Below are 13,386 nucleotides of genomic sequence, written 5' to 3' on the forward strand. Positions count from 1 at the left end.
CTTCTTCCAAGCTCATCACTTTAAATAGTTCCAAAATCATAATTTCCATCTTGATCACGCTTACCTTTAATCAGCGAAGAAAAGCAATGTTTAAATTGTATCTTATGATTTCTCCAAAAATTTAATGCTCGAACCCCTTCTGTATCGACACCAACAAGCTGTTTATTTTGATAAAGAGGTAATTGAATTTGATTCTCTAAATTGGTGGATTTATAAGCGATATATGAGATGACTTGATCTGGAAATCCCAATTTCAAAACAGCCATCACCGACAATGCGGCGTAATACATCCCTTCTAACTGTTCACAAGCTTTAATAAATTCAGATTGCGTACATCGACTCTTCATCTCTAAAAGATGTAATACCTTTTCTCCATCCTCCTTAATCTCCAAAAATGCACCTTCTGAGCACCGCTGATTCACTAAGGCCCATAAAGCAGTTCCTTGATCTTTAGCCTTAATCATAAGTACATCATGAGGAGATCTAAAAGTGCAGATACCCGCCCCTTTTTGTTTCTTCTCTTGCATGATTATAGGTTCTTTTTTTTTCGATGATATAACATAAATCGTTTTTTAAGAGATTTAAAAAAGGGTTATTCATCATTACCTTAATCCTCTCCTTCTTTTTCTAATGTGGTAATTATTTCATGAGATTGTTCGGCAAGGCTTATCAACACTTTATTCAATGATTCTGCAATGAAACCATATTCACCAAACTCTATTGAACGAACTGTTGTTTTATGGTCATTATCACAATCAAAATCATAAGCCGATACCTGATCGGGAGTTACTATATCGCGAGCTGTTAAATTAAATTTTTCTAATAACCGATCTTTTTGTGGATGCTCACTGAGCAACAATAAATTATTTAATTGCTGTAAAAATGTATCACTATGTGTTGTGATAAGTAGATAGCAACCACTGTTGATTAATTGAATAATAATCTTTGCCATCTCTCTTTGTGCAGCAAGATGGAGATGCGCTTCTGGTTCTTCAAAAATAATAAAAGAATTTGTCAAAACAGGATTTAATATTGACAATGCAGCAACTTCAGTAACAAGTGATGAGCTAGCAGAGAGAGGAATCGTATGATCAGAGCCATCGGGCTGATATTCAAAGGTGGGGCGATCGACATTGGGAGAGTTTGAGCGAATATCCCCTGATAATAATCGTTTAATATTATCACTCAAAGAGGTTGCATTCTTCTGTGCTTTTTTCTTTCCCCCATAGCTTCTTCGATTGATCTCTTCCGTAAAAGCAATTAAGGGCTCTGTTAAATTGCCCTTAAATCTCTCTACAAAAAAACTTCTATCTTCGGAGCTTTCGGTTAGTAAAAAGGGATCATTCTCCTTTTCTAATACCTCTGTTGCTTCTCGCCATCGTGCGATCGTTCCTTGCACAAAGAAGTCTGATGTTAATAGAATACCGGTCCTTGCTGCCGGGATGTAGAGTAGATTCTCGAACTTATCCCACATTTCCCCAAAATAAGTATGCCCAATAATCTCCTTTTCAGTTCGCTTAAGCAAGGCAATATAGAGCTCACTCTCGCTCTCTGTTAGTAACTCTTCTGAAAGCGGTTCTGCTCTTATTTTATATTCCAAGAGATCATCATACTCTCTCTCTTTACGATCTCTCCATTTAAAGGTGAAGCAAGCTGTAAACTTTCGCCCTTCTTTATCTATTGTCTCTTCTGATACCAATATGGGGCGTACCTGAACATCGATCGTCAATATAAGATCAGGTCCACTATTAAAAAGAAGTTTTGACTCCTCATTAAACCCATCAAATTTAAAGCATTTTTTCAAAATAGTTTTAGAATTCTGCTTAAGATAATAAGGAACTTCTGCCTTAATCTTATTTAGAAGTGATTCAGGAACCTCTTTCTGTTGAGCTCTTTTTTCTTCTAAAGCTTGAGCCGTTAATTGATGGATTAAATCAATAAGTTCAGTTTTTACAATATCAGCAAGAGTCGCTCTCTTTTTAATACTATTAATAGCAGCCCACAGAGCACTTGCGGCATATGTTTTACCACTATTATTTTGCCCTATAAATATTGTCAGTGGTTTAAGATCAAAAGTTGCGCGATCTATTTTTCCAACATTTTCAACGATAAACTGCATGTTTCTACCTTAATGATTAAAATCTATGATGATTGTTAATGTACTATAAAACAATTTATGGCGCACTTTTACTGGGAATATACCGAGAATATACAGGGAATAGATGTAATAGAGATCTACATGCCGGCAATCAGCCCCTTCTCCCCCATTTAAATAGAAACGAAACCCTCAAGTATAGGTATAGATAATGAGATATTAGATTCTTTCATCACTCATTTATCAAATATTAATTATTATAGATCAATTCCTTAATAAACGGGTAAAGCGATCTTTAAGGAGAATAAGTACGAGTCCTTAAAAAATTTAAGCCAAGGTGACCCTTGGCTTTTCTGTCTGAATTTAGCGTCACGGCCGAACCTTCTTTAACCTACCACCCCATCGTCCGTATTAAACCTTTTAGCTGTTGCCACTTTCTGCCTAAGTAGGTGGTTTTGAGCTTGGTGGATTTCTGTTTACTACGCTCAGTCACTAAAGCTTGTAGCGTGCTGATGGCGTTACTGATTTTGCCGGTATCGATATTGAGATTGGTAAGAGAGTAGATGAGCATGCCAGCAATCAGCCCCTTCTCACTGCTCTAACTCGGTTCTTAAGTGTTTTTGCTGATAGCTCTTTATTAACAAACTCAAACCCACAATCTAAACACCTAATCAGCAACTGTTGATATGTAAATTGAGTATCACCAAGCGCCTCGCGCTCTTTAATCCCAATTACTGACTAGGTATTGAATCAACACTCGATGAAAGTAAAGAGGATTTGACAACAATATGCTTCATCTATAATATTCTATACAGATATATGCCCGTTTGCAGTAAGCCTACCGCCTTATCTCAGGTAGCGCCGAACCATTCGGGCTTTTTGTTTTTAGAGGTAATGAAAATATGTCAACAGCAATACTCATTGACGGTGCTTTTTTAATAAAAAGATCTCGTTATTTAAGTAAAAAATACCCTAAAGGTTTGTCGCAAGAAGAGATCAATACGATCTGCTATGATCCCCAAAAAGTCGCTACTTTCATTTTTGAGTATGCTCTATCCCACTTAAATACAAAGAAAGAGGGTAGAAAACGAGATCTTTATAGAATCTTTTTTTATGATTGCCCACCTGCTCAATATAAAGGGCATAACCCAATCTCTAAAGATGCCTACGATTCAACTAAAACTAAAGAATATCAATTCAGAACAGCGCTGCATACCGAACTCAAAAAACTTAGAAAGGTTGCCCTTAGATTTGGGGAGATCACACATACCAACTGGACATACAAAGATAGAGTGATTCAAGATCTATTAAAGGATAAAAAAAGATTTGAGGATATTACTAAAGATGACGTTCACCTCTCTTTTAGACAAAAAGGTGTTGATATGAAAATCGGAATAGATATCTCCTCATTAACTCTTAAAAAGCTTGTCAAACAAATCATCTTGATTGCAGGTGATGCTGACTTTGTACCCGCTGCAAAGCTGGCTAGAAGAGAGGGAATTGATTTTATATTAGATCCTATGGGGCTCAATATTAATTCAGAATTGTTTGAACATATAGATGGACTTCATAGCCCTAAAAAAGATCTCATTTGGATTCCTAGAAACAATAAACAAAACCCATCTAAAAAATAAAAATTCTAGATGTGAAAATGTAAGTTAAGTTATGATCTGTACGCTTGAGACCTTTTAGGATAAACTTCCCCATCACCACCCCATCGTCCGTATCAATCCTTTTAGCTGTTGCCACTTTCTGCCTAAGTAGGTGGTTTTGAGCTTGGTGGATTTCTGTTTACTCCGCTCAGTCACTAAAGCTTGTAGCGTGGTGGTGGCGTTGGTGATTTTGCCGGTATCGATATTGAGATAGGTGGGATAGAGGATCAGTGTGCCGGAAATGAGTTCTAAAAATCAAAGCCTTTAAAAAAACTCTGAAATAAAAACCGCCAGCTCCCACATAAATTAAAATAATTAATATAGAGACATGGCGGGTAATAAGGTACTCATTTAAATAAGTTTTAGCGCATAAAACTCATCTTTTAAAATCACATTTTAAGTGTTATCAAAACATCAATTTCAAACATCGTATCTGATATCTTCCCCTTTTAACTCACTATTTCGCAAAATAAAATTAACAACATCTATAAGCTGTACATTGGTTTGTGCAATTAAGAGCTTTTGCACCATATCAGCTTCATACACCTTAGCTTCATCATGCACTAAATATAGTACTTCAACCTCAGTATTAATAAATAGTTGCCTATTCTTTAAATCGCTATTTTCTCCATCAGAAGCATAGATAGATATATCACTGACAACCCTAATTTTTTGATAATCATTGTCATCAACACTTATCTGAAAGTTCTTATCAGAAGTGAGTTTTATTGTTTTTATATTTGCATTTAATACCTCATCAATATCTTGTTTTGAGATCTTTTTTATTGCAAACCCCAATTGCGTAAATGGTAGTATTAGCGATCCTTGTAACATTTCTTCATTCATACACATAGATTCCTATCTTACATATGTGGAGTGTCTAGGCGGTAACTGATTATCTAAAGTAAAAATTGATTGATCAATCGAGGAGAAAGAGCTAATGGTTGTTCTATAATTAACCGTTGGAATGCGATGGGTGTAAATATTATTAATAATTCCACTCCCTTTTTGTAAGCCTCTGTCCACTTCAATTGTGTAATCAAAGGATACCCTTCTACTCTGATAAGCATCTTTTATAGTCGTAAGACTAAGCTTCAGCATCATTTCAGCCCTATCCCGATTCTTAAGTGTTTGTGCTGATAGTTCTTTATTAACAAACTCAAACCCACAATCTAAACACCTAATCAGCAACTGTTGATATGTAAATTTAGTATCACCAAGAGCCTCGCGCTCTTTAATCCCAATTACTGTATGCTCACTATCACATATGCAACAAGGTTCTAAGAACTGATTATATTCGTCTAACACCATTGTATTCATCTCGCACCTCATGAAAAGAGACCCCAATCAAAATCAATCTTTTATTTCCTATAAAAAACTTACAGTAATAATCTTCTCTCTTTTCTGTTTTTGTTAATAAAGTATCTTTGGGATACGGGTTAAGAATATAAGCATCACTAGCCGCCCATTTTTTACTATCACCTACATGATATATACACCAAGAAGAGTTAAGAAAATAAGCCTTATTTTCGGGGTAAAAGTTTTCCTTCATAAGAAGAGTAATAATCTCCGAGATACTATCAACCTCATATTGATCTTGAAGCTCATCAATATTGTAAACTTTATCAGAGTTTAACGCTTTAAAGTCTTCAATAATCTTATGCTCAAGGTCTGCAGATATCACTATACCTTTAGCATCATCACCTACTAGGTGTTGAATCAATACTCGATGAGAGTAAAGAGGGGTACTCCCTGTTATATAGCGATCCCCATTTTCTTCTTTCGGCGGTAATACCGGCGCTTTATATAAGGAAATTATCTCCATAAAAATTTCACTAATACATATTTAAAGATTTACTTAAGCAATGACTTCTGGATTACTTAAACTAACAAAAAATATTACAGTATTTAATTCTATGCATAAAAAGATTAGCACATCCATAGCAATAATGATAACGCCTCTCCTATAAATATCGCTTATATTGCAATATCAAACCTACCACCCCATCGTCCGTATTAAACCTTTTAGCTGTTGCCACTTTCTGCCTAAGTAGGTGGTTTTGAGCTTGGTGGATTTCTGTTTACTCCGCTCAGTCACTAAGGCTTGTAGCGTGGTGGTGGCGTTGGTGATTTTGCCAGTATCGATATTGAGATAGGTGGGATAGAGGATGAGCGTGCCGGCGATCAGTTGTAGGAGCGTGAGCTTTCTGCCTCTTCTGCCGGTTAAGGTGTGGCGATCTTCCGTTAAGCCCCAGTTTGCATAGAAAGGGATGCCGTAGCAGAAGACCTTTTTCCCCCGTAAAAGTGCCTCAAAGCCGGAGAGCGATGTCATGGTATGGAGTTCATCACACTGCTCAATCAGCGCGATGATATCACCATCGATCATCACCTCATCGGCATACTCTTTTGCCACCGCTTCCGGCACAATCCCGACGCGATTTCCACTCACCACATCGGGATGGGGCTTGTAGACGATATAGGCCGCTGGGTTTTGTCGGCGAACCTCTTTGAGCAGTGCTAAATTGGTATTGATATCGCGCGTGCCGGTCTGAATGGAGGCATCATCTTCCACCTGCCCCGGCACTAGGAGGATCGGTCTCTCGCCCGCTTTCGGTAAGGTACAATCTTGCCGGCCCACATTATATTTACCGATCTTAAAATTGATAAGATCTTTCTGCAATGTTGCCGCTTCGGCTAATAGCTCGGCATCAAAAGTGGTTTCGCTTAAGATCTGCTCTAAGCGTGAAGGGGTACTTGCATCAAAATAGATGCCTAAATCATCAAGCACCAAAGAGCGCGGTGGAACAAGGTTAGAGCCTAAGCCCACGGAGCGGATAAAACCATCTTCCATTCTTAAGATCGGCAATTGCTGCTGATTCGCCCACTCTACCAATTGCGGAAACTTCTTCCCCCAGATAAGGAGCCGAATCTTATTTTCTGCATGATCTGAGTCTTCTGATTTTTCTAAGTTTTCTGAATTCTCTGTATTCCGATCAATCCGATTACGCATTTCTGCATAAGCACACTCAACTGCAGCCTGATTCTTAAAGAAACGAAGCCGATTATTCACCGCGCGTAAAAAGGGGGTGATAATTTTCCGCTTCCAGAACGATAAGCCCACTACCCAGATCTCCCCCGCAAGGAGCTTCTCCCGCCGTTTCATCATGATGAGATAATCGATCACATCAAAGATCGTTCCTCTTCTGCCGGTATAAGGATTGAGATAACGGCAATATTGCAGGTAACTCGCGGTAAAGAGCTCAAGAAGAGTTGCGTGCCGGCGGCGGGATTTGAACTCCGGCACTAAAACTTGTGGATGGCGATCTTCCGTCAATCCCCAACCGGCATACCACGGTAGACCAAAGATGACCACTTTTTTGCCGAGCATCAGAGCCTCAAACCCCATCTGCGAGGTGGCGACATAGATAGAGTCCATCTTCTTCAATAAGGTATGGGGATGAATATTCTCCGCTAAGAACCGAATTTGTGGATCACGCGCTAATGCTGGCATCACCTCGGTAAAATGCCCCTGCTTCTTCCCTGCTAAGACATCGGGATGAATCTTAATCCAGATCACCGCCTCCGGATGCTCCCGCTTTGCACGCTCTAACATGGTGAGAAAGGTCTCCGCTTTGACGCCACCATATTGCAAAGACATATCGCCAAAAGTTTGGTCGATGATTAAGAGATGCTCTCTCTCTGCCTCAAAGGTTAAATTTGCCGGCAGATCTTCCGGAATGGCATTATATTTCGTTAGTTGATGGGTCAAGATCAAATCAAGCGCCCGTGCGCCATCCGCTAAGAACGATTCCGGCATCTCCTCTTTTAAAATCAACTGCTCTAAGCGGGAAGGCTTGGAAGCATCGTAATAGATTCCCAAATCATCCACCACAATTGATAAGGGCGCTTCTCCATTCACGCCGAGATCCATGGAGCGAAGGAAGCCATCTTCAAGCGCAACAAAAGGGAGCTGATGCTTCGCAGCATAGTTTCGCGCCTTTTGCGTATTCGCCTTATTGCCCCAGCCGACAACGACATCTTTGTCTGCCATATCTAAGACATGCTCCAACAAAGCACGCTTTCGCTTTAGACCTGCAGAAAAGGTAATGATCATGCGCAATAACTTCCTTCACCCATATGGGAAATAGCCAACTCAAATAACGCTTATCCCAATAAAAAAGCGCTATATTTTCGCCCTAAGAATTATAAATATAAGAACGAAATTATAGCACTTTATAAGGGAGTTATAGATGTTCTATGAAGATAATATTTGATAGGTATTTTGTAAAGAACAATAAAAGCATCTATAGAAGAGTATGAATCATTGATAAAAAATAATATAGTATTAATTATTTTAATAATTTATTATATTGAGCTAAGAATGCCAAATCAAAATGCTTATCTCGAGTGTTTTAATCGCAGTTAGCGAATTAAAGTATTAAATCTTCATCTATCCTTCTGATTAACTCAGGTGCTAGAACTTAGTTAGACTTGAATATTAAGTTATAACCAAGAAAGACCTTCTGAATTATTGAGTAATATCTCTCCCAATGAATTAAAAAAAGTCACCTTACGAAGTCTCAGGTTATGTACTATGCACTTAACTATAAACTTACAACCCCAGAACTATTGGACACCCCTCTCAAATACAATAAATTATATTATTGAAGACAAAGAATATAATTATAAAATTTTTTAGAGAAATAATTATAAATCTGGGAGCCAATGCTATTATCCCCAAAAAAGAAATACTCTTACCAACAATAATCCTTTGGACTGGGTATATTTACAAAGTTTATCATTTAATGAAGAATACATTTTTAAGGCTAAAACAACATTTTTTTAGCTTATCACTATATTTGGTTGAAACTATAAATATTCAATACCCCCTAGAGTATTCTTTCAGAAATAGCTATAAGGCTTATTTTTATTAATAATAAAAGAACTAAAAACCTCACATGATTTTTTATGTTCAACAAAATTTATTCTTAAAAGATTAGATGCGCTTAAATAAAATTCTCTAATTTTTATAGAAAGATTCAATTTTTCATTTTCGTTATAACTTTCAATAATATAATTTGTACGTTCAATTTTATCACTAAAATTAACATGCAAACCAACTATCTCATTTATAAAAAATTTAATTCCCCTTTCGATAAAAAACAATCTACCAGACTGTATATGCAAAATAGCTTTCTCATCTGTGTCATTTATTTTTTTAACTAATCCTAAGGTGTTTTCTTTCTTATCAAAGACAAGTATTGTATTAAATTTACTATAAATATTGCTATAAAAACAAAAATTAATAGAATTATTATTAACAACACCCATAAAATGCTCACTTTTATTAAAACTATTAATATTATAAGCACCTTCTTTAAGAATCGACCTTATTTCTAAAGATAAAAATTCATCCTTGTTTTTAAATTTATAGCTGGATGTTTGTGTTGGAGATAAATGTTTGGCACAAAAAAACTTCAACAATTTGGCTAGTTGGTATGATCCTTCTGCATTCAAGTGTACATCATCATAAAAATTAGCTTCTTTTTGAAGAAATCTATTCATATCTGTATAAACAATATTATTTCCCCTACATACCTTTTCAGTTATATTATCGATAACTTTATAATTACTTTTTTCTTTTAATCTTATTGTATTAAAAACAAACAAATCCACAGAAAAAATCCTACACATATTAACTAATGATAATAAAACATTTTCATAACTAGTCGTTTTATTATTTTTAGAAAAAATCGTATCATTTTCAATACCAATTATATTTGAATTTAACTTATCAATGTTCCAATATGTATTATGTAAATTTAAAATTGATGAATCATTACTTGGTATGAATAAAAATATAACTGGATTTTTTTTGTTTACTATTTTGTTAAGTATAATATTTGTTATGTGTAGTAAGGACGCTCCCGAAGTACCTGCATTCTTAATATTGTAGTCCAGTTTTAAATCTATCAAAAAATCTTCAAGATATTTTAATATTCTTTTATCTGCATCCACAAATAAATTTTCTATACTCGATCCTCCTATAAGTATCAAATCTCGATCATAAGCATTATTAATTTTATTAAAAATAAAACCATCTTCATCTGTATGAAAATAATAATATTTATTTTTATCTAATTTGGGTCGTGTCAAATAATAAGAATCTGGAGGAACCCTGATAAACTTAGTTAAAGGCAAAAACTCTTTTAATCTAATAAATCTTTTTGAGACCATATACTTATACCATTTTTAATATCGATAAAAACTTCAATAGCTTTCACTTAAAATATTAAGTTACTATCATTCTATTAGGTTCAAGCTCAAAATATTGAACTACTCTTTCTATGTTTTTTATATAAAGCATTAACTGTATGATCTTTCCAATCCTCTTTTCTAATCATTAATAGACAATGCTTATTAATTAATGTTAATACCAGAGTATCACTAGCACTCTTATCAGCCGAATAATTTCCGTATTTTAAATATATAAATGGAACATAGTCTGATCGGATTGCTAACATATCTAAGTCACACCATTGTGTACCTATATTTCTAATCTGTCGTTCCCAATTTCTATAAAAACACATTTCAGTTGCTTTATATGTCACTTGTGGATTTCCCACTATTGCTCCTTTTGCCTTCATATAAAATGCAAAATATATAGCGGCATATCCTCCCATGCTAATACCTAGCATATAAGTTTCTTGCGAAGTTAATGAACACTAAACTTGATGATACTCTATAACTTTTCTAACACTATCTTTCATTGGCTTATCATCTGTTCCTAAAAAATAATGAAAAGAATCATCTTTTATAAACAAATAACTAGTATCCTCCCACTTTTTTCCTCATTATTCCAAAACTACGAATATCTATCATAACGATCTTTTCCCATTGAGCTAAAAAAACTAACAATCTTTTAGGTTTCTCTGCAGGAAAATAAACACCTTCTATATCAAGCATCGCTACTTTTTATTTATCTCTTATATAATCTCTATCCCATTTCACCATGTTTCTCCTAATTAAAAATATCTTCAAAATTACAAAAAGGTATGTAATTTCTAGCAAGAGAGTTTTTATTACATTGGTACAACTTAATTCCCCTACTTTGCAAAAATAAATAAGCTTGATGGATGTTCCATATTTGAATACTTGCTTGGGCATCATCTATCTGCATTTTTTTCTCAACATAAAAACGAGCTTGCTTGTGACTATAAGTGAGATCAAACCCTAAAAGATATATTTCACTACACCCCAAATAATAAGCAAGCTGTAATGCAAGCATTACGGTTGTTCGTCCATAATAATACCCATGTTTTAAATTTTCTGAAAAACCATCTCTCTCTAAAGCTTGGACATAATGAGTATTTCTCTTGTTTGGATAAAATTTATATATTTCCTTCCGGAAAACTTTCATTACAGACTCATCAACAAGATTAACCGCGATATCATATTTATCTTCATTTTCAGTTAAAAACCTAGTATCAGATATAGTATAATAAGAGTGTTTAAAAGAATTGCTTTTTTCTAATAAAGGCGAAGCGTTCATACCTATAACAATTTCTCTTTTTAACTTACTTAGATCCAAATTATTTATTGATGGTCCATTAGCAAGTATAAAGCATCTTTTGCCAAACTCTTTATTTTTTAATAAAGAAATGTTAGACATTTAATAGCTCCTCATATATTGATTTATAGACTTTAAATAACTTTTCAGGCATTAAATTTTCAATATAATAATCATAAGATTTTTTTTGATATTCTCTAGTTAATTCAACATCTTGAGCTAATCGCAATAACTTTTCACCTATATCAAATTCTGATGCTATATAAAAAGGGGGCATCATCTTAGCATTAGAAACACTTGCTAGCATATAAGAAGAAAAAAAATCTGAGTTATTAATCACAATATTACCAGCACATAACCCTTCTAAACTTACTTGGTGATATGATCCAGTTACTATCTCATCAATACTGACATGACATGTTTTTCTTAATTCAAATAGATCGCTTGGACTTAAAGGTTTATTTATTTCAATAGATTCTATTAAGTTAAGTTCACTAAGACTTTTTAATACATTTATCAGTTTATGAGAATACTTATTATTCCACCTTCCCCCTCGCTTATGAGTCGGTGAAAAAAGTACCCTTAACTTCTCGGTGTCCTCTCTTAATTTTAAATGAGGTTTACCTAATACAATATTTGGTACAGGTTCGTAATCTTGATAATGCCTAGTCTGATATTGTGCAATAACAAGTTTTTTTGAAAACTCTAATCCCATGAATTCTGAACGTTCAAAATAAAGAGGTCCCTCTCTTAAAGGAGAATGGACCTGATAAACTATTTTTTTATTACCAAAATTAAATTTATTAATAAACTCTAACGATACATCATTATGAATATGAATGATATCGGCCTGATCTATCAAAGTAGTCACTACCGAACTTAATTGTTTATTATCATCTCTATAAACAATAGAGTTTTGAGTAAATTTCTCAGCAAGCCCACCATGTAAAGGATAATCTCGTAATATTATAGATGCTGAATTAAACCCATTCTCATTCGCTAACCAACTAATTTTACCGGGAGATCCCACTAGCGGTGTATTAGAAATATGTACTATATTAGCCATTTATGACCTCAAACTTTAAACCATCTTCTGTAGATAAAAATAAAAATTTCTTTATATTTATTAGTGATACATCTTCCAATAAATTCTGATACTTCAAATAAGTTGACTCTTTGACATATAACTCTAAAACATATTCTGCTATCTTTATACATAACTCCTTATGATCTTTAACTTTTTCTATAGGCATATCTTTTAATTTTATAATCACATCTAAATCTTGATCAGATTTAATTATCAAGTCTGGTTTATAAGTACAATCAGAAATAATGGGTAAAAAAATATCTCTTTCTCTTGGAATCTGATTTTGAATAATTTTTCTAATAAACAATCCTATCTCTTTAAAGTGTTGAGCATAAAATGTATTACGATCATTTTTATTATACGTATCAAGAGTCTCTGGAATACGTTCTATTACATAGTCTATCAGACGATATTCCGGATCTATGCGCACCTTACTTTTATCTGTACATTTACCACCCAACTGAACAAAAGTTACGCATACATCAGGATTACATTGTCTTAATGCTACTGCAAAGTTCAAATTTTCATCAAAAACAAAAATATTTAGATATGATGATAACCTTTCCTTATTTTTTGAATCGATCTTTAAAAGTAAATCAAAATAGTTATTCAGACCGATAGAGTCATCATAACTAAAAAGCATTAATTCATCTTCTCTTAAAGGTTTAAAGTCTGTTTGCAAATAACAGTAACGGACTATATTGGACATCTGCTTGCTATATTTTTCATTAAATAAAAATAAAGTTCTTAAATACCTACCCTCAAACCTTTCTTCTGGAAGAATTACATTCCCATTTGTAGTGAAACTTAAACTTTGATATCTAAAGTCAGAGTTTAATTCAAGAGAATCATAACTATCTGCAAAGCTAGGAATCTCTTTTTTCAAAAAATATTTTCCTATCTTAGAGTCAATAAAAAACTGTCTAGGATTTCTCCACAATTTTCGTAATTTTGCTTTAACTCTCATGAGTATAAGTACTCC

13 protein-coding genes are annotated in these 13,386 nt (G+C 34.3%); 1 reads left to right on the forward strand and 12 read right to left on the reverse strand.

The genetic code is table 11. The features are described from left to right. Window positions 1-20: 20 nt before the first annotated feature. The 3 genes from DC082_RS03315 to DC082_RS03325 all read right to left on the reverse strand — a co-directional run bounded on the left by DC082_RS03315 (window position 21) and on the right by DC082_RS03325 (window position 2,666). Window positions 21-527, reverse strand: a complete 507-nt coding sequence (locus DC082_RS03315) for a hypothetical protein (RefSeq protein ID WP_109235743.1) — start codon at window positions 525-527, stop codon at window positions 21-23. Between the two features lie 80 nt (window positions 528-607). Continuing rightward, the gene (locus DC082_RS03320) at window positions 608-2,119 is read right to left on the reverse strand and encodes an AAA family ATPase (RefSeq protein ID WP_109235744.1); all 1,512 of its coding nucleotides are present in this window, start codon (window positions 2,117-2,119) and stop codon (window positions 608-610) included. A 367-nt stretch (window positions 2,120-2,486) separates the two neighbouring features. Beyond that, the gene (locus tag DC082_RS03325; protein WP_109235745.1) at window positions 2,487-2,666 is read right to left on the reverse strand and encodes a hypothetical protein; all 180 of its coding nucleotides are present in this window, start codon (window positions 2,664-2,666) and stop codon (window positions 2,487-2,489) included. 331 nt (window positions 2,667-2,997) lie between these two features. Between DC082_RS03325 and DC082_RS03330 the strand changes: the two genes are divergently transcribed. Then, window positions 2,998-3,729: an NYN domain-containing protein gene (locus DC082_RS03330; RefSeq protein WP_109235746.1), complete on the forward strand. Its 732-nt coding sequence runs from the start codon at window positions 2,998-3,000 to the stop codon at window positions 3,727-3,729. A gap of 438 nt (window positions 3,730-4,167) precedes the next feature. Here the strand turns inward: DC082_RS03330 and DC082_RS03335 are convergent, their stop codons facing one another. The 9 genes from DC082_RS03335 to DC082_RS03375 form a co-directional block, all read right to left on the reverse strand. Then, on the reverse strand, window positions 4,168-4,593 hold the full coding sequence (locus DC082_RS03335; protein ID WP_109201284.1) for a hypothetical protein: 426 nt from the start codon (window positions 4,591-4,593) through the stop codon (window positions 4,168-4,170). 12 nt (window positions 4,594-4,605) lie between these two features. Further along, the gene (locus tag DC082_RS03340) at window positions 4,606-5,067 is read right to left on the reverse strand and encodes a hypothetical protein (protein ID WP_109201283.1); all 462 of its coding nucleotides are present in this window, start codon (window positions 5,065-5,067) and stop codon (window positions 4,606-4,608) included. Continuing rightward, entirely contained in the window at window positions 5,039-5,572 is a 534-nt protein-coding gene (locus DC082_RS03345; RefSeq protein ID WP_109201282.1) for a hypothetical protein, read from the reverse strand. Before DC082_RS03345 ends, DC082_RS03340 begins: the two co-directional genes overlap by 29 nt. Before the next feature lie 171 nt (window positions 5,573-5,743). Further along, a complete protein-coding gene (locus tag DC082_RS03350; RefSeq protein ID WP_189363299.1) occupies window positions 5,744-7,861 on the reverse strand; it encodes a capsular polysaccharide biosynthesis protein in 2,118 nt (705 codons plus the stop codon). Window positions 7,862-8,649: 788 nt separating this feature from the next. Continuing rightward, window positions 8,650-9,984: an SGNH/GDSL hydrolase family protein gene (locus tag DC082_RS03355; protein WP_109235747.1), complete on the reverse strand. Its 1,335-nt coding sequence runs from the start codon at window positions 9,982-9,984 to the stop codon at window positions 8,650-8,652. 86 nt (window positions 9,985-10,070) lie between these two features. Beyond that, on the reverse strand, window positions 10,071-10,373 hold the full coding sequence (locus DC082_RS03360; RefSeq protein ID WP_133243678.1) for a hypothetical protein: 303 nt from the start codon (window positions 10,371-10,373) through the stop codon (window positions 10,071-10,073). A 395-nt stretch (window positions 10,374-10,768) separates the two neighbouring features. Beyond that, the gene (locus DC082_RS03365; protein ID WP_109235749.1) at window positions 10,769-11,419 is read right to left on the reverse strand and encodes a 6-hydroxymethylpterin diphosphokinase MptE-like protein; all 651 of its coding nucleotides are present in this window, start codon (window positions 11,417-11,419) and stop codon (window positions 10,769-10,771) included. Beyond that, entirely contained in the window at window positions 11,412-12,383 is a 972-nt protein-coding gene (locus DC082_RS03370) for a hypothetical protein (protein WP_109235750.1), read from the reverse strand. Before DC082_RS03370 ends, DC082_RS03365 begins: the two co-directional genes overlap by 8 nt. Then, the gene (locus DC082_RS03375; RefSeq protein ID WP_109235751.1) at window positions 12,376-13,371 is read right to left on the reverse strand and encodes a hypothetical protein; all 996 of its coding nucleotides are present in this window, start codon (window positions 13,369-13,371) and stop codon (window positions 12,376-12,378) included. The genes DC082_RS03370 and DC082_RS03375 overlap by 8 nt, the downstream gene beginning before the upstream one ends. Window positions 13,372-13,386: the final 15 nt, after the last annotated feature.

It is taken from the genome of Ignatzschineria indica (genome assembly GCF_003121925.1).
GTDB classification, from domain to species: Bacteria; Pseudomonadota; Gammaproteobacteria; order Cardiobacteriales; family Wohlfahrtiimonadaceae; genus Ignatzschineria; species Ignatzschineria indica.

Bases quoted from the DNA above. Each gene is read 5' to 3' on its own strand.
- DC082_RS03315 (WP_109235743.1), bottom strand. From the start codon at position 527: ATGCAAGAGAAGAAACAAAAAGGGGCGGGTATCTGCACTTTTAGATCT.
- DC082_RS03320 (WP_109235744.1), bottom strand. From the start codon at position 2,119: ATGCAGTTTATCGTTGAAAATGTTGGAAAAATAGATCGCGCAACTTTT.
- DC082_RS03325 (WP_109235745.1), bottom strand. From the start codon at position 2,666: ATGCTCATCTACTCTCTTACCAATCTCAATATCGATACCGGCAAAATC.
- DC082_RS03330 (WP_109235746.1), top strand. From the start codon at position 2,998: ATGTCAACAGCAATACTCATTGACGGTGCTTTTTTAATAAAAAGATCT.
- DC082_RS03335 (WP_109201284.1), bottom strand. From the start codon at position 4,593: ATGAATGAAGAAATGTTACAAGGATCGCTAATACTACCATTTACGCAA.
- DC082_RS03340 (WP_109201283.1), bottom strand. From the start codon at position 5,067: ATGAATACAATGGTGTTAGACGAATATAATCAGTTCTTAGAACCTTGT.
- DC082_RS03345 (WP_109201282.1), bottom strand. From the start codon at position 5,572: ATGGAGATAATTTCCTTATATAAAGCGCCGGTATTACCGCCGAAAGAA.
- DC082_RS03350 (WP_189363299.1), bottom strand. From the start codon at position 7,861: ATGATCATTACCTTTTCTGCAGGTCTAAAGCGAAAGCGTGCTTTGTTG.
- DC082_RS03355 (WP_109235747.1), bottom strand. From the start codon at position 9,984: ATGGTCTCAAAAAGATTTATTAGATTAAAAGAGTTTTTGCCTTTAACT.
- DC082_RS03365 (WP_109235749.1), bottom strand. From the start codon at position 11,419: ATGTCTAACATTTCTTTATTAAAAAATAAAGAGTTTGGCAAAAGATGC.
- DC082_RS03370 (WP_109235750.1), bottom strand. From the start codon at position 12,383: ATGGCTAATATAGTACATATTTCTAATACACCGCTAGTGGGATCTCCC.
- DC082_RS03375 (WP_109235751.1), bottom strand. From the start codon at position 13,371: ATGAGAGTTAAAGCAAAATTACGAAAATTGTGGAGAAATCCTAGACAG.